This window comes from Burkholderia sp. HAN2018, assembly GCF_024704855.1.
In the GTDB taxonomy this organism is placed as follows: domain Bacteria; phylum Pseudomonadota; class Gammaproteobacteria; order Burkholderiales; family Burkholderiaceae; genus Burkholderia; species Burkholderia cepacia.
The window spans coordinates 35,657-51,678 of the sequence record NZ_QOBB01000001.1 but is presented as its reverse complement, the minus strand read 5'-3'; the positions used below and the strand labels follow the sequence as shown (position 1 = coordinate 51,678).

The window sequence follows — 16,022 nt, the reverse complement described above, 5'->3', positions numbered from 1 at the left end:
AGTCGACACGATGAAGCAGGGACTGGTTTTGATGGCAACGGGTTGGGCGCTGGCGTTTTCCGCCGCGTCGTACGCGGCCGGCGACATGGCCGGCATGGACGTGAGCGGTGGCGCGAAGCAGGAAGCCGCGGCAAAGCGGAGCATGTCGCACGGCGAAATCCGCAAGGTCGACACGGCTGCGGGCAAGCTGACGATCAAGCACGGCCCGCTCGAGAACCTCGGGATGGACGCGATGACGATGGTGTTCAAGGTGAAGGATCCGGCGATGCTGTCGCAGGTGAAGGTGGGCGACAAGATCGATTTCGTCGCCGAGGACGTGGGCGGCGCGCTGACCGTCGTCGAGCTGAAGAAGCCGTGACGCGAGGCATGAACATGAAGATCACGACTCTCAGGCGGCTGGCAGCCTTCGCCGTGGCCGGCACGATCGTCGCGGCCGCGCCGGTCGCCGCATCGGCGCACGGCAAGCTGGAAAGCGCCGCACCGGCGGCGGGCAGCACGGTCGACACGGCGCCCGACACGTTGCGGCTTGCATTCAACGAAGACCTCGAACCGACGTTCAGTTCGGTGAAGGTGTCGGACGCGAACGGCAACGCCGTCACGCAGGAAAAGACGAAGGTCGATGCGTCGAACCCGCGCGTGATGACCGTTGTGATGTCGAAGCTCGCGCCGGGCGCGTACACGGTGCAGTGGGTCGCGATGACGGCCGATGCGCATCGCACCAAGGGCGCCTATACGTTCAAGGTGAAAGGGTGAACGACGGCTTCGTCGGTCTCCTGCGGCTCGTGTCGGTGGCGATCCAGAATGCCGGGTTCGCCGTCGTCGTCGGCGCGCTGCTCGGCAGCCACTGGCTCGCGCGCGGCGCGTCGGCGTGGCAGCACGGCATCGGGCGGCGGCTCGTCGCGACGCTGCGCATCGCGTCCGTCGTGTCGCTGCTTGCCAGCCTCACCGCGTTCTGGGCGCACTGCGCGCTGATGAGCGACGTGTCGATGCTCGACGCCGGGCCGGCCGTCCGCGCGATGCTCGCGGGCACGGGTTTCGGCCACGCGTGGCTGGCCGGCGCCGTATTCATGCTCGTCGTCGTGCTGCTGTCGTTCGTCAGGCGAGCGCACGATTCGCGCTTTCCGTTCGCGATCTGGGCCGCGCTCGCCTGCGTCGCGCTCGCACGCAGCAACGGCGGGCATCCGGTGGACGCAGGGCTGTTCAGCGTGCCGGTGTGGATCGACTGGCTGCATCTGCTGGCGATCAGCGCATGGGTCGGGCTCGTGCTCGTGACGGCGTTCGGCGTGATGCCGCGGCTCATCGGCCTGCCCGCGAGCGAACGCACGACGGGCGCATCGTTCGTGCAGTCGCTGTCCGATGCATCGACATGTGCGCTGATCGTGCTGTTCGCAACCGGCGCGTACAACGGCTGGCGCGGCGTCGACACGCCCGCCAACCTGCTCGAGTCGACGTACGGGCAGATCCTGCTGCTGAAGCTCGCGCTGGTGCTGATCGCCGCAGCGCTCGGCGGGCACAACCGCTTCTTCGGGATGCCGAAGCTGTTGGCCGCGCTGAAGGATCCGGCCGCCGCGATGCCGGCCGGCCCGCTGCGGCAATTCGGTGCGGTGCTGCGGATCGAGGCGGTCGTGCTCGGCGGCGTGCTGATGGTGGCGGCCGTGCTCGTGTCGAGCGCGTTGCCGGGGACGGTATAGCGCGGCGGACCATGCGCGAAGGCACGCGGGGGAATCGTCGCGAGCACGACGAATTTACTGTCGGACGATTTCCCCGCATTTTCAGGCCCGAAGGTGCGAACGGTGGCGATCGCAGCGTGATGACGACAATTACATCGGCCTGTCTTTCTATTACCAAAAACTGTCATTGAGCGCCGCTAAGCTTTCGCCACCCTCACAACCGGGATTCCCCGTCATGCGCTCGACAATCCGCCTCTTCACCCCGCTATTGCTGCTCCCGACGCTCGCTGCCCCGGTTTTCGCCGCCACCGCCGCGCCCGTCAGCCCGAACTGCGGCGGCAGCACGACGCCGATCGCCGATATCCAGGGGCCGGGCGCGCCGTCGCCGCTCGCCGGCCAGAACGTGTCGATCGAAGCCGTCGTCACCGCCGATTTCGGCGGCACGGACGGCTTCGGCGGCTTCTTCGTCCAGCAGGCCGACGCGCAGCGCCGCAACCAGCCGGGCGTGTCCGAGGGCCTGTTCGTCTATGCGCCGAAAGTGCGCGCGAAGGCCGGCGACCTCGTGCACGTGACGGGCAAGGTCGAGGAGAAGTACGGGCAGACGCAGCTCACGCAGTCGGGCGCGATCGCGGTGTGCGCGAACGGCCAGGCCGTCACGCCCGCGACGCTCACGCTGCCGGTCGACAGCCCGAACGCGTTCGCCGCGTATGAAGGGATGCTGGTGCGCCTGCCGCAGACGCTGAACGTCACCGACAACTACGAACTCGGCCGTTACGGCAGCGTGATGCTCAGCAACGGTCGCCTGCGCACGCCGACGAGTGTCGTGCCGCCCGCGCAGGCACAGACGCAGATCGATGCGAACGCACGCAACCGTCTCGTCCTCGACGACGGCTCGAACAAGCAGAACCCCGCGACCGTGCCGTATCCGGCGCCGGGCCTGTCGGCCGCGAACACGCTGCGTGCGGGCTACACGGTGCGCGATGTCGAAGGCGTGCTCGAAGTGCGTTACGGCGCATGGCGCGTGCAGCCGCTGCCCGGCGCGGCCGTGCCGGCATTCGACGCGCGCACGAACCCGCGCACCAATGCACCCGCGCGCGATCCGAAATCGAACCTGCGCGTCGCTTCGTTCAACGTCCTCAACTACTTCAACGGCAACGGTCTCGGCGGCGGCTTCGACGATCCGAACAACCGCGGCGCGAAGAACTTCCAGGAATTCCAGCGCCAGGAAGCGAAGATCGTCAGCGCGCTGAAGGCGATCGACGCCGACGTGATCGGCCTGATGGAAATCCAGAACAACGGCTATGGCGAACTGAGCGCGGTACGCCAGCTCGCGGCGAAGCTCGGCAACCACTGGCGTGTGGTCGATCCGGGCGTGTCGCGCCTCGGCGGCGATGCGATCGCGGTCGCGCTGATCTACGACAGCCGCAAGGTCGCGCCGGTCGGCCGCGCAGCCACGCTCGCGATCGACGACAAGAACCGCCAGCCGCTCGCGCAGTCGTTCCGGCTGGTCGGCGGCAACAAGCAGTCGCTGACGGTCGCGGTCAACCACCTGAAGTCGAAGAACTGCCCGGACGCCACGAACGACGATCTCGACCAGGGTGACGGCCAGGGTTGCTGGAACCCGACGCGCACGCGCGCGGCGGCGAAGGTGGCCGACTGGCTCGCCGGCAACCCGACGGGCGTCGCGGGCCAGGGCGTGCTGCTGATCGGCGATTTCAACAGCTACACGTACGAAGACCCGATCCGCACGCTCGAATCGCGCGGCTACCGCAATCTCGTCGCACGCTGGATCGGCGCGAATGCGTACAGCTACGTGTACAACGGCGAGGCCGGTTATCTCGATCACGCGCTCGCGACACTGCCGCTCGCGCCGCACGTGAAGGCCGTGCACGAATGGCACATCAACGCGGACGAGCCGCTCGCGCTGCAGTACACGCTCGCCTACAAATCGGCGGAGCAGCAGAAGACGTTCTACGCGCCGGATGCGTATCGTTCGTCGGATCACGACCCGGTGCTGATCGATATCGCGCTGCCGGGCGGCAGGCATTGAGCGCGGGTTGAACCGGCTTCGCGATGGACGACGTGCGGCACGTGCGCACGTCGTCGCGCGGGCGGCGGCGGATGAATCGCACGCTGGTCGCGCATCGACAAACCCGGCCGGATATCGGGTAAATAATTCCACTGGAACCGATGCAATTCCGCGAAATCGGTATTTTATGGATGACGGGGATGCATAAGCCCCGGATTGAAGAATGATTGAAGTGAATCGAATCTTCGAATCAAGCCTGCATTTCGCCGCAATGCATTAATCGATTGGCAATAATAAAAATGAAAGAAAAATCCTGTCGATCTGAAGGTATTGATCGTGCTGCATCAATGCAGTAAAGGCTTCGTTGTTGTGCGCCAAAAAGTAAAATATTCGGCGCGGCATTGCCGACAAGACGCACCTTGCACGAATAATCCCGTTTTCTTTCAAATGCCAGACACTGGCGGCCCTTCGCATCATTGCGGGATTTTTAATATCGGAATGATCTTTGACAACGCGGCGCAGCACCGCCTATTTTGTCGATGTCGTAAATTTCGGTAATCAGAAAAGAAGTCCAAACTGCAGGGGGCGGTTCAAGCACGATTCTCGCCAGCAGTTTGCTGTGTCTGTATCACGTTCAGTCTCTTGAAGCAGTCCGATCCCAACCGCCTTTGCGCGAGTGGCGGGTGTTGCTGCGCGTCTCGCCAGTGAGGGCGGCCTTTGTGAAGCGGTATCCGAACCAGCCACAAGGAACGAGATGAAACCAGACAGGAGCAGTACCGGCAGCCGCCGTGCCCGTCGCGGCCGGATGGCCGGGCTAGGCGCATTGACCGCGATGACACTCGCGCTCTCGGCGTGCGGCGGCGACGATTCGTCGTCCGTCGGCGCATCGAGTCTCGCGCAGACAACGGCCAGTCAGCAGGCCAGCGCGCAAGCGGCCGGCAGTCAGACACCGGCGGCCAACCAGCCTTACGTCGACCAGGTCGCCTATTCGTTGAACGCGGGCGACGGTCTCGCGCCCGCCCAGGTGTCCGAGAAAGCGGCCGTCATGCATTACCAGTGGAAAAACGGCGGCACGACCGTCAACTACACGACGACCACCGGCCACCTGACCGCGCAGGACGCGAACGGCAATGCGGAAGCGTCGATGTCGTATGTCGCGTACACCGCGCCGAGCACGAACGGCAAGCCGCGCCCCGTCACGTTCGTCTATAACGGCGGCCCCGGCTCGTCGTCGATCTGGCTGCGTCTCGGCTCGTTCGCGCCGACCCGCGTGGCCACGCCCGATCCGGGGTTCGGCAGCAACTGGCCGAACTATCCGCTCGTCGACAACGCCGACAGCCTGATCGACACCACCGACCTCGTGTTCATCGACCCGCCCGGCACCGGGCTGTCGGAAGCCGTGTTGCCGAACACCAACCAGAAGTACTGGAGTTCCGACGCGGACGTGAACATCATGCGCGACTTCATCCAGCGCTACCTGAACGTCAACAGCCGCAGCACGTCGCCGATCTACCTGTACGGCGAATCGTACGGCACGCCGCGTACCGACATGCTCGCGCTGGCGCTCGAATCGGCCGGCGTGCACCTGACGGGCATCGTGCTGCAGTCGGCGATCCTGAACTACTTCGCGGATGCGGTGGAAGCCGTGGCGATCACGCAGTCGACGGAGGGGCTGCTGCTCGAAACCGATACCGTGGCCGGTTACCTGCCCGGTTATGCGGCGGTCGCGGCGTACTTCAACCAGGTTTCGCCGGCACCGGTGAACCAGGATCTGTACGCACTGCAGACGGAACTGTTCACGACGCTGATCTACAACCAGCTGCAGAAGTATTCGCAGTCGTGGGTGTTGAGCCAGCTCGGCATTCCGGATGCGCTCGGCACGCCCGTGTTCCCGAGCGACGCGACGCTCAAGCTGTGGTCGATCCCGTCGAGCCTCACGCAACAGGCGCTGCGCGGCTACTTCAACGCGAATCCGTTCGGCACGAGCCTGCTGCCCGGGACGACGATCGGCCGGTATGACGGACGCGTGTCATTGCCGAACTCCGATCCGCGGCTGCAGAACGACGGCGACCCGTCCGACATCCTGATTTCGCAGCCGTTTACGAACGCGCTTGCGACGCAGATGCCGGATTACCTCGGCTATACCGCCCCGAACGCGACGTACCTGCCGCTGAACGACAACATCATCGGCGTCTGGGACTTCTCGCACGACGGCCAGCCGATGCCCGACACGATCCCCGATCTGCTCGGTGCGCTGCAGCTCAACCCGAAGCTTCGCGTGCTCGCGGAGAACGGTTTCCACGATCTCGCGACACCGTTCTTCAACACCGAGAAGCAGCTCGCGCGGCTGCAGACGGTGAAGGGCCTGAATCCGAAGCTGCAGGTGAACTTCTTCCAGGGCGGCCACATGATCTACCTGGACGACGTCGCCCGTCCGCAGATGAAGCGGGACCTGAAGACGTTCTACAAGGGCGCGCGGATTCCGACGGCACTGACGCTGCACACGCTGCCGCCGCCGTGGCCGGATGAAAACCCGCCGAGCGTGCCGACCGGCAGCGTCCCGGGCGCGGCGGCCGCGACGACGCTGGCGGCGGCCCCTTGAGCGACGGACTCCTTGTCAAAGGAACCCTCTATTCATCCATTGAATGCGAGTGATCATGTCCCTAATCAATTTGATGCGGCGTATGTCCCCGTTGATCGTCCTCGGTGCCGTGATGAGCAGTGCCCACGCGTTGCCGCCGCAGTCGGTGGCGCCGGTGAAGCTGCCGCACGGCGGGCACGGTGTCGACGGTCCGTTCTTTCCTGCCACGCGGGCGGCGCCGGTGCTGCCGTCGACCGGCGCGACGTTGCAGCAGCAGGCGCAGCAGCGTGTCGATGCGCGGCTCGGCGCCAATACGTTGCTGAGCAACGGCGCGGCCGTGACGAAGGCGCAGGCGCAGAGCAGCGGCCTGGGCTTCGTGTCGAAGCACTTCGACGAGATCGATGCGAAGCACACCGGCCGCGTGACGATGAGCGATGTGCGGCAGTTCATCCGGCAGCGGCAGGTGCAGGCACAGCAGGATCAGCAGGACGAGTGACGTAGCGGGCAGGGCGGCGGCCGGTGCGGAATCGTTCGCACCGGCCGCCGGAAGGTGACAAACGTTCAGGTTGCGTGGCGCGCGTAGCGCTTCGCGATGGCCGACGGTAACTCGCCGGACATCGCACGATAGTCCCGCGCGAAACTGCTCAGGTGCCGGCCACCCCATTTGGTGGCCGCGGCAGACGACACGGAATCGCCGAGCCGAAGCTCGCGGCGTGCGTGATTCAGGCGCACGGCCCGCAGGTACGCGACGGGGTTCAGGTTCAACGTACGCTGGAACGCGTATTGCGCGGTGCGCCGGCCTACGCGATCCGCTGCCGGTCGCGCCTCACGCCGAAGCGTGCGCGATAGTCGCGCGGCGAGACGCCGACCTGCTTCGCGAATGCGCGCTGCAACGCGTCGACGCTGCCGAATCCCGACCGCTCGGCGATCCGCTCGAGCGGCCAGTCGGCCCGCTCCAGCAGCGCCTTCGCACGCTCGACGCGTGCCGCAAGGACGAACTGCGCGGGCGATCGTCCGGTTTCCTTGAGGAAGTTGCGCGCAAACGAGCGTTCGCTCATGTGCATCCGTGCGGCCAGCGCGGCGACGCCGAGATCGCCGGTCGGATCGTCGGCGATCCCGGTGAGCAGCGTCCGCATGCGCGGCGTCGCGTTGGCCTGGATATCGAGCCCGACGCTGAACTGCGCCTGCCCGCCGGGACGGTGCACGAACAGCACGAGTTCGCGCGCGACCGCGAGCGCGGTCGGCGCGCCGCAGTCCGCCTCGACGAGTGCAAGACACAGATCGATGCCGGCCGTCACGCCGGCCGACGTATGAAACGGCGGATCGCTCACGTAGATCGCGTCCGGTTCGATTCGCGCGTCGGGGCACAGCGCCTGCAGCGTCGCACACTGGTTCCAGTGCGTGGTCGCGCGCTTGCCGTCCAGCCATCCGCCCGCGGCGAGCACGAACGCACCCGTGCAGATGCTCGCGATTCGCCGCGTGTCCGCGATTCGCGTGCGCAGCCACGGCAGCACGCCGGCTTCCGACGCCGCGTGTCGCAGTGCCGCTTCATTGCCGCCGGCGACGACGATCGTGTCGATCTGCCCCGGCAGTGCCGCCAGCGGGGCCGTACCGGCGAGGCGCAGGCCCGCGTGCGTGACGATGTCGTCGCCGTGTTGCGACGCGAGCGTGAGCCGGTACGGCAGCGCATGGTCGGGAAGATGACGGTTCGCGACCGCGAACACTTCCATCGGGCCCGTGATGTCGAGCGACTGGACGCCTTCGAAGCCGACGACAACGATGTCGCGTGCCGAACAGGTTGACTGGGACATGGCGGAAAGTGCGGTGGAGTTGTCCTTGTGACCGCGAGCATGATCCTTGTAATTTTCCGGACGTGCAATCGACGGATACGGGTGGACGATGCGGTCAGGGAAGACAGGCGGGGCAGTGCTGCTCGTGTGCGCGGTGCTGGGCGCGTGTGCGGCGGGGTGGCCGGCACCGGTGTGGGCGGAGGACGCACCGCCGGTTGCGCGAGCGCTCACGGTCGGCGCGCCGAAGGCGGGCCGCGTGCGGCCGCTCGTGGCGATCGTCGCGGACAATGCAGGAACGGAGACGACCGATTTCATCGTTCCGTACGCGATTCTGAAGACGTCCGGTGCGGCCGATGTCGTCGCCGTATCGGCCGACGAGGGCGAGGTCGAACTGATGCCCGCGTTGCGCATGCTGGCCGACACCACGTTCGACCGGTTCGACGCGGCCGTTCCAGCCGGGGCGGATGTCGTGATCGTCCCCGCGCTGCACGGTGCCGACCGGCCGGCGGTGCTGGCGTGGTTGCGCAAGCAGGCCGTCGGCGGCGCGACGATGGTGGCGATCTGCGATGGCGCGGAAGTCCTCGCGAACGCGGGCCTGCTCCAGCATCGCACGGCGACGTCGCACTGGTATTCGCGCGACCGCCTGCGTCGCCGCTTTACCGGGACGACGTGGGTCGACGATCGCCGCTATGTGATGGACGGCGACGTCATGACGACGACCGGCGTGTCGGCGTCGATTCCCGCTTCGCTGGCATTGGTGAGTGCGCTGGCGGGGCCGGCCGCGGCGCGCGAGACCGCGCGGCGCGTCGGCGCGCAGGCATGGAGCGACGTTCATGACGGCAGCCGGTTCGTGTTGACCGCGCCGGCAGTGGAGGTCGCATTGACGAACCGCCTCGCGTTCTGGCGGCACGAGACGTTCGATCTTCCGGTCGAAGACGGGTTCGACGAGCTTCCGGTTGCGCTGACGGCCGATGCGTGGGCGCGGACCTGGCGCAGCGACGTCGTCGCGACGGCGGGCGCGCGCGTGATCGAGTCGAGGCACGGGCTGCGGTTGCTGGCGCAGCCGGCGAATGCCGGGCACGCGCGCGTGGCGATGCCGGCCGGACGGCGTGGCGAATCGGTGCTTCCGGGTGTGCTTGCAGACATCGCGGCACGCTACGGCGACGCGACATCGGGCTGGGTCGCACTGCAACTGGAGTATCCGAAGTAGCGGCGCGTCGCGCGCGCTTACTTCACCCACTCTGCGAGCTTGGGATCGGGGTGAGGCAGGAGATCCTGCGACGCGGTGGGCTCGGCCACCCATTTCTTCCCGTTCCAGTGGAAGTCGGCCTGCGTTTCCGACCCGTGGCCGTTCGAGTAGATGACAGCGGTGCAGGCGGCCTGGCCCGGATAAGTCGGGTTTTTGGCGCCGATGCAGGACCCGAGAAATACCAACACGTCGCCGAGGCCGAACCGCTCCTGCATCGCGTAGGTCGCGTCGAAGTCCGAGAGCCGGTCAGGGACGGGCGTCGCGTCGCACGCGGCGAGGCTCACGGCAAGCAGCAGCGCGGCGGCCCGGCCGGCATGCTGCCGGTTGCAGGGGCTGTCGGGGGAAAGGGCGTCGGCGCCAGCGCGCTTCCGCGCGCGGGAATTTGACGGGCAGGGCATGCGGGTTTCGGGTGACGGACACGACGGGCATTGTGCCGGAATTCGCCGGCGCCCGGGCTTGCCCGAGACGCCCGAGCGCGCCGCATGTTCGCGTCACGCGGCGGTGTGAGGGGTCAGGCCGAGACCGGGGCCGTACGCCGGGCGCACAAACGATTCCACAGCATGCCGGCCCGGCTGCCGCTTCCGCAGTACGCGAGCACCGGCTTCTGCAGCGTATCGACCAGTGCGCCGAATGCGTCGACTTCCGCCTCGCCGATGCGGTCGCGCTCGACCGGCAGGTAGCGCGCGTCGAGGCCCAGTTCACGAGCCGCCGCGGCGATCTCGTCGAATGCCGGCTGGTCGACGCCTTCGCCGTCGGGACGGTTGCAGATCACCGAGCGGAAGCCGGCGTTGCGGATCGCCTTCAGGTCGGCCGGCGTGATCTGCCGCGAAGCGGAAAACCCGTTCGCGGCCGTCGCACGACACTGCTCGATCGCGCGGCGGAAACAGGCGATCGCGAAATCGACGTCCTGCTCCGTCGTAAAGCGGCCGAAGCTCACGCGCACGGTGCGGCCCGCCGTCTCCGCGTCGAGGCCGATCGCGGTCAGCACGTGCGACGGTGCGCCGCTGGCCGAGTTGCACGCGGAGGTCGACGACACGGCGAGCGCTTCGTCGAGCATGAACGGGAAGAAGCCGGGCGCATTCACCGTCAGGCTCAGCGTGTGCGGGATGCGGCGTGCCGTGGCCGCGTTCTGCGTGACGTCGCCGAGCGCGGCCAGCGCGTTCGTCAGGCGCGCGCCGAGCGCCGCGATCCGCGCGGCTTCGCCGTCGAGCTTTTCCGCGGCCAGTTCGCATGCAACGCCCATGCCGACGATCTGATGCGTCGCGAGCGTCCCTGAGCGCAGGCCGCGCTCGTGCCCGCCGCCGTGGATTTGCGGGGCGATCCGGTTGGCGATGTCGCGGCGCACGAACAGCGCGCCGATACCCTTCGGGCCGTACACCTTGTGCGCGGACATCGACAGCATGTCGATGCCGAGCGTGCGCACGTCGATCGGCGTCTTGCCGAGCGCCTGTGCGGCGTCGACGTGGAGCAGCGCGCCGGCGGCGTGCACGATGCGGGAGATGGCGGCGATATCGGTCAGCGTGCCGAGCTCGTTGTTCACCAGCATCAGCGACACGAGGCCCGTATCGGGGCCGATGGCGGCAGCGACTGCGTCGGCGGTGATCTCGCCGTCGCGCGTGGGCGCGACGAATGTGACCGACATGCCGTGCTTCGACAGGTTCGCCATCGTGTCGAGGATCGCCTTGTGCTCGATGCGGCTCGTGATCAGGTGGCGCTTGTCGGTCGCGTTTTCCGCGTAACCCTTCAGCGCGAGGTTGTTCGATTCGGTGGCGCCCGACGTCCAGACGATCTCGTCGGCATCCGCGCCGATCAACGCGGCGACTTGCGCGCGGGCCTGCTCGACCTTGTCTTTCGCCAGCCGGCCGGCGGCGTGCGAGCTCGATGCGGGATTGCCGAAGATGCCGTCGAAGCCGAGGCAGGCCGTCATCGCTTCGATCACGCGGGGATCGGCGGGCGTCGTGGCTGCGTAGTCGAGGTAGTGCAGCGTGGTGGGTTCGCTCATGTCCGTCTCTTGCTCTGTTCTTTCAGAATGGGAGAAATGATACGGGGGACAGAAGGGAAAAAGGATCCAAAATGGGTCGGTGTTTGGGTCTGGTGTGGAATGTGGTTTTGTTTTTGTGGCGATTGGGGGAATTTGTTTCTTGATCAATGGCGCCGCGCGAGATGGCCCCGTCTCTGGGTTGCGGGGGAAACGATGTCCCGCGACGTCTGCGAAACGGGGAAGGGGGCGCGGCGTTTCCCCCGGCTCGACCGGGTGGTCACAGCGGATCGAGTGGCGTGGCCTGTCGGTGAGTGTCACGCACCCACGCATGCAAGGCGCTTTCGTACCTGGCAGGGATCGTGATCGTCAGGGTGGTCAGGCGCGTGTCGTTGCCCGGCAATGCCAGATATCGCTGCCACGCTCTCCGTACCAGCTGCGACATGGCGGAATTGGTGATGCCGAGTTCGGCGGCGAGCTTGCGCTGCGACCGGCCCCTGACGAAGATTTCAAACAAGGCCCACCGGTTCACCGGCTTGATCCGGGTATCGTGCAGCCTCAACAGCTGAAACTGTTCGGCTGTCATGCGTCGAATCTGTGCCATTCAGATGCGCCCGGAAGTTTGCAGGGTAGAAATCAATGCCGCTCCGCAGGACGTCTTGTGATTGTGGAATGCGGCGGGGCGGCCTTCGACATCGAATGCCATGTCTCCTTCAGCAATCACGCAGGCGCCGTGAAGCGGGCACGAACATGCATCGCCGACGCGGGCGACCGCGCGTCCCATCACCTTGCTCGTCGCCGCCCCGGATTCGACCCGGCCGCCGTGAGTGTGCAGGTCGCCTGTTCGAATGATGCCTCGCATATAACCCATTCCCAGTGTGATTTGGTGTGGCGGGCGCGTTCGTGCTCAACGCGCCGCGCGTCGGCTTGCATCACCATGAATAGCCCTGCATTCCATAGTTGGTGTCGTGACGACGCCCCCACCACGGCAGGTAAGCGTTGTTCCCGCCACGCGCACGGAACCAGTCCTCGTTCGGATCGATTGGCGTGAGATTGGCCGGTGGCACGACCACGACGGCTGCGGGGTGTTTCGGGTCGGTCGTGCCCGCGACGAGCGCGTTTCCTCCGTAGTGATTGATCCGGCCGATCGCCAGCGCAACGTCGGTCAATGCACTGCCGGTTCCCATGTCGCCGAGCAAGGCCGCGGTGTTGAACGCCTGATTCTTGTGGTCGTACTCCGGCAGGATTTCGGTGAGTGTCTGCGATAGGCCGACAAGTCGCGCCGATGCGGCGTCGCTACCGGCACCGGCATCGTGAACGATGTACTTGATATCCGGAACGGCAATCCCGGCGTTGCGTGCTGCCTGGTCGATGGTTGCCTTCCACGCTTGTACCGTTCGTGTCGTGCCGGCCTTCTGCGAAAACTCGGCGGTGTTGCCGGTCGCGGCCTTGCCGATCCACGCGAGCGGTTCGCGCTCGGTGTTGAAGGTTGGGCCGGCGAGGAACAGCACGACGAGGTTTTCGTTGATCTGGGCGTCGGTGGGCGGGAAATTAGGCGCGTCCCAATTCATTACCCACACGCTCTTGTCGGGGTTCGCTTGCAGATAGTCCAGCGCGTTGTTCAACGACGTGAAGCCGGCGTTTGCACCGCCTTGCGTGATCTGCACGTCAGGGGGCGTGTCGCGGCTCCACAGAGTTTTGGGAGACGGCGGGCCGATTTCATAGAATGTCATCATTCGATCGACCAGGCGCGATCGAGCAAACGTTGCGTCGAGACGAGTAGGAATAGCAATTTCGACGCGTATGCCGGCGAGTTCGCGCCAGTATTTCTGATCCTCTGGTTTCACCGTGTAGAAGTACTTTGAATTAGTCCCGTAGCGCGTTCGAAGCAGCAGTATGGATTTATCAATGTACTTGGCATAGAAGCCCTTGAACGTCTCTTCCCCTTCGTTGCCGTAGACCAGTGCGCCAATTGACCGAAGCGAAGAGAATTTTTCAGGCTTGGTCCGCACCATATCGTCGTTCTTGTTGGGCGTAACAAGCCCTTGCGCCCACAACAGTTGCCACTCTGTCGGATAGTCCATCCGTTGCAATGGATTCAACCAAATCATGCCGACGACTTGCGCAACGGGGTTCCTGGCCGGATCGTCTGTACGGGCGGCTTCCAGAGTGGGGGGAATGGGGTGCGTCTCGGCTTGGGCCGGCCGTGCCATGGCCGTGGTGAATAGAAACATCATGAGCGCCAGCAAGCCGGGCACAGCTACGAATCGTTTCATCCAATCTCCCATTTTCAAGTGTGCCGGGTCCGGTTGTTCTACATGTGCCATTAGCGTGGCCATCAGCGGGATCGCGATTAACCAGACCATAAAGGCGATGGTGATGCGTCGGGATCGAGTGGCGATCAAAGCTTTCATAGCGGCCCTCCAACCTTCAGATAGAGCTGGCCCTCGCGCTCGTCTACGATTTTGCCGGGCATATTGCCTTCGCAATCATTGGCATGCACCCACTCATGCATTGTCATTCGGTCGAGTTGCCCGGACTCAAAATAGTCGAAGTATTTTTTGTTCAGATTGTCGAGTGGAATACCATTCCCCATCCGCCAATCTGCCTCAATGCGCAGAGCTCTCATCTGTTTTGGCGTCAGGTAACACGGACCAATCGCGACGTCATACGCAAGCGCTTTTTCCGCATGCTCCGGGTTGGTCATCGTCGTCGAGTGGTTCGTCGGGCTGTTCGTCGTACCGCGATCGAGCCAGTCCACGATCTGCTTGTCTCGCCACTCTTTGTAGCCATCCGGTAGAGCGCTTTTGCCATCTTCACCGATGACGTGACCGTCGCTGTCGAGCCACTCCGTGTTCAACGTGCGGCGCCCTTCCATCCGCATCAGGGCGCGGTCTTCGTAACGTTGCCCGGCTTCACTCGCGGCCGTACCGTGCGCGTCACCGTCCTTGTTCTTCGCCTTGTACTGGTCGTAAGGATCGTCGGCCCGTTTGGCCGCATCGATCTTGCCGGCATCGCGCCATGCGGATGGCGGATCGTTGTCTTCGTTGAAGGCGCTCGTTGCTTCGCCGTCCTCGGTCAGAATCGGCTTGTCGAACCTCAACGCCTGCGGCGGAAACGTCTCGTCCAGGGCCGGTGCGTCCGCCAATACCTCCCAGCCCTTCGGCGGATCGGCATTCACGCGAAACATGTTCATTGCCGAACTGACCGTGGTCGCAAGGAACATGATCGGCGCCGAGAACAGCGTTGCCGCCATTCCCCACACCGACTCATTCCCCTTGAGCGCACCGATCAGATTGAATTTCGCCGGCGGCGAGGGCGGATACCAGAAGCCCCTCTTCGTGCCTTTCTTGCCGTACCGCCAGTCGTCTTCCCAATAGCGATAGCGCTTCTGCACACCGACATCGAAGCCGGACGCGAACACGCGCTGCGTCAGGACGCCGTGTACGCCGATATCCGTCAGTTCGTGCCTGTCGATGCCGCGCCAGCCGATACCCTGCACGGTGATCGCCGAAATCACCTGATCGTGCGGACAGCAATACGCGGTGACGCGCCCATATGTCGATCCGTTCAGGCCGTGGCGTGCACGGTCGGCCAGTGCGGTATACGACTTGTTGCTCGTCGGCGATACCCGGTTGTTCGCCATGTCGGCGTCGACCGTGTCTGGCGACGGTTCATGGGCAGCGCGATCGCCAATCATCGACAAGAAAGTGCGGAGCGTCTGAGTGCGCGCCGCGTAGGTCTGCCGGCCGCGCTTGCCCTCGGCATCCTTCGTCGCACGTTGCGACCAGGTATCCATGAACGTGTCGGATTTGTGCGGGCCTTCGCTGTTCGCCAGGCTATATGGAGCATTCGCCAGCACGTAGGCATCCGCGACGCAGCGTCCCTTGCGGCCCCACGGATCTTCCACTTCCGGAAACGCGTCACCGAAGAACGCACCCGTGAGGCCGACGATATTCCCCTGGCTGTGACACACGACGGTGATCGGCACGTCGGCGCGCATCTTCCGAATCGACTCGATCAGTTTGGCAAGCCGCAACGCGGCAAGCACGCCATAGGCACGCGGCGGCGCGCGATACAGCGGCCGGTTGGTCGGGTTGATGCCCTGCACGGTTATCCACCCCACGGCTCGGTCGTCGAGGCCGCCGTGCCAGAGATCGGGCAAGCTCGAACAGCCATTGGTGAACGGGCCGCCTCCCCAATAATCCTTCTCGTTGAGAAAGATCTTGTCGCCGTATTCCTTCAGTTCTTCCAGTGTCGCGCGGTAGCCCCACCGAAAATGGATGACGGGTGAGAACGACGGATCGGGGATGACGTAATTGTCCGGCAGCAAGTCCGGATTCAGAAACCCCTCCGGCGTCACGCTCTCGGTGTACTTCGCAGGCGTCAACTGCCCGGCGTCGACGCCGTGATACGTCATCTGGTCGTCCAGGCGTCCCAGCCGACGATTCAGGCCCTTGCACAATCCCTCTTCGGACGCCTTGTACCATTCGCCCTCGGAGTTGACGCCGTGGACGAAGATGACGACGCCGGGCAACGGCAGTTGCTTGACGCAGATGAGCCGCTTGTCGTTGTCGAACAGCATCGGCCCCTCGGCTCTGCCGACGACGACAGGAGGCAATTCGGAGTGCGATGCAGCGGTGGCGGGGGCGTCGGTCGTCGTGTCGGGCGCGTCGGCGCGCGCGCCCGCTACTGGCCGATGGTCGAGAATCGAATCGGTCATGG

The 16,022-nt window shown here is 65.2% G+C and carries 16 protein-coding genes; 7 read left to right on the top strand and 9 right to left on the bottom strand.

All coding sequences use genetic code 11. The annotated features are described in order from the left end of the window. Positions 1–10: 10 nt before the first annotated feature. The 4 genes from DPV74_RS00255 to DPV74_RS00240 all read left to right on the top strand — a co-directional run bounded on the left by DPV74_RS00255 (position 11) and on the right by DPV74_RS00240 (position 3,720). Positions 11–358 carry a copper-binding protein gene (locus DPV74_RS00255; RefSeq protein ID WP_119336280.1) on the top strand — a complete coding sequence of 116 codons (348 nt, stop codon included), beginning with the start codon at positions 11–13 and terminating at the stop codon, positions 356–358. A gap of 14 nt (positions 359–372) precedes the next feature. Then, positions 373–753, top strand: coding sequence for a copper homeostasis periplasmic binding protein CopC (gene copC / locus DPV74_RS00250; RefSeq protein ID WP_119336313.1), 381 nt, complete (start codon positions 373–375; stop codon positions 751–753). After that, positions 750–1,691: a CopD family protein gene (locus DPV74_RS00245; RefSeq protein ID WP_119336279.1), complete on the top strand. Its 942-nt coding sequence runs from the start codon at positions 750–752 to the stop codon at positions 1,689–1,691. The genes copC and DPV74_RS00245 overlap by 4 nt, the downstream gene beginning before the upstream one ends. 214 nt (positions 1,692–1,905) lie before the next feature. Continuing rightward, the gene (locus DPV74_RS00240) at positions 1,906–3,720 is read left to right on the top strand and encodes an ExeM/NucH family extracellular endonuclease (RefSeq protein ID WP_119336278.1); all 1,815 of its coding nucleotides are present in this window, start codon (positions 1,906–1,908) and stop codon (positions 3,718–3,720) included. Positions 3,721–3,975: 255 nt separating this feature from the next. Here the strand turns inward: DPV74_RS00240 and DPV74_RS00235 are convergent, their stop codons facing one another. Then, complete coding sequence (locus DPV74_RS00235) at positions 3,976–4,224, bottom strand: hypothetical protein (protein ID WP_226182283.1); 249 nt, start codon at positions 4,222–4,224, stop codon at positions 3,976–3,978. A gap of 229 nt (positions 4,225–4,453) precedes the next feature. Between DPV74_RS00235 and DPV74_RS00230 the strand changes: the two genes are divergently transcribed. Together DPV74_RS00230 and DPV74_RS00225 are read left to right on the top strand one after the other, a co-directional pair. Continuing rightward, complete coding sequence (locus tag DPV74_RS00230; RefSeq protein ID WP_119336277.1) at positions 4,454–6,301, top strand: peptidase S10; 1,848 nt, start codon at positions 4,454–4,456, stop codon at positions 6,299–6,301. A 43-nt stretch (positions 6,302–6,344) separates the two neighbouring features. Further along, entirely contained in the window at positions 6,345–6,776 is a 432-nt protein-coding gene (locus tag DPV74_RS00225) for a 2-oxoglutarate dehydrogenase (protein WP_119336276.1), read from the top strand. A gap of 65 nt (positions 6,777–6,841) precedes the next feature. Here DPV74_RS00225 and DPV74_RS00220 read toward each other — a convergent pair whose 3' ends face one another. Beyond that, positions 6,842–7,045 (bottom strand): helix-turn-helix domain-containing protein, encoded by a 204-nt coding sequence (locus tag DPV74_RS00220; protein ID WP_240439892.1) that lies wholly within the window; start codon positions 7,043–7,045, stop codon positions 6,842–6,844. Positions 7,046–7,080: 35 nt separating this feature from the next. Further along, positions 7,081–8,091, bottom strand: coding sequence for a GlxA family transcriptional regulator (locus DPV74_RS00215; protein ID WP_060171602.1), 1,011 nt, complete (start codon positions 8,089–8,091; stop codon positions 7,081–7,083). Between the two features lie 88 nt (positions 8,092–8,179). Here DPV74_RS00215 and DPV74_RS00210 point away from each other — a divergent pair, with 88 nt between their 5' ends. Next, positions 8,180–9,280, top strand: a complete 1,101-nt coding sequence (locus tag DPV74_RS00210; RefSeq protein ID WP_119336275.1) for a DJ-1/PfpI family protein — start codon at positions 8,180–8,182, stop codon at positions 9,278–9,280. A gap of 17 nt (positions 9,281–9,297) precedes the next feature. On the opposite strand, the gene DPV74_RS00205 is transcribed toward DPV74_RS00210, so the two are convergent. The 6 genes from DPV74_RS00205 to DPV74_RS00180 form a co-directional block, all read right to left on the bottom strand. Next, positions 9,298–9,717: a hypothetical protein gene (locus DPV74_RS00205; RefSeq protein ID WP_119336274.1), complete on the bottom strand. Its 420-nt coding sequence runs from the start codon at positions 9,715–9,717 to the stop codon at positions 9,298–9,300. Between the two features lie 113 nt (positions 9,718–9,830). Next, positions 9,831–11,321, bottom strand: a complete 1,491-nt coding sequence (locus tag DPV74_RS00200) for an aminotransferase class V-fold PLP-dependent enzyme (protein WP_119336273.1) — start codon at positions 11,319–11,321, stop codon at positions 9,831–9,833. A gap of 256 nt (positions 11,322–11,577) precedes the next feature. Then, entirely contained in the window at positions 11,578–11,883 is a 306-nt protein-coding gene (locus DPV74_RS00195; RefSeq protein ID WP_119336312.1) for a TrfB-related DNA-binding protein, read from the bottom strand. 18 nt (positions 11,884–11,901) lie between these two features. Beyond that, the gene (locus DPV74_RS00190) at positions 11,902–12,159 is read right to left on the bottom strand and encodes a PAAR domain-containing protein (RefSeq protein ID WP_081072723.1); all 258 of its coding nucleotides are present in this window, start codon (positions 12,157–12,159) and stop codon (positions 11,902–11,904) included. Positions 12,160–12,229: 70 nt separating this feature from the next. Continuing rightward, a complete protein-coding gene (locus tag DPV74_RS00185; protein ID WP_205571872.1) occupies positions 12,230–13,711 on the bottom strand; it encodes a virulence factor in 1,482 nt (493 codons plus the stop codon). Then, positions 13,708–16,020, bottom strand: a complete 2,313-nt coding sequence (locus tag DPV74_RS00180) for a hypothetical protein (protein WP_374708946.1) — start codon at positions 16,018–16,020, stop codon at positions 13,708–13,710. Before DPV74_RS00180 ends, DPV74_RS00185 begins: the two co-directional genes overlap by 4 nt. Between the last annotated feature and the right edge of the window lie 2 nt (positions 16,021–16,022).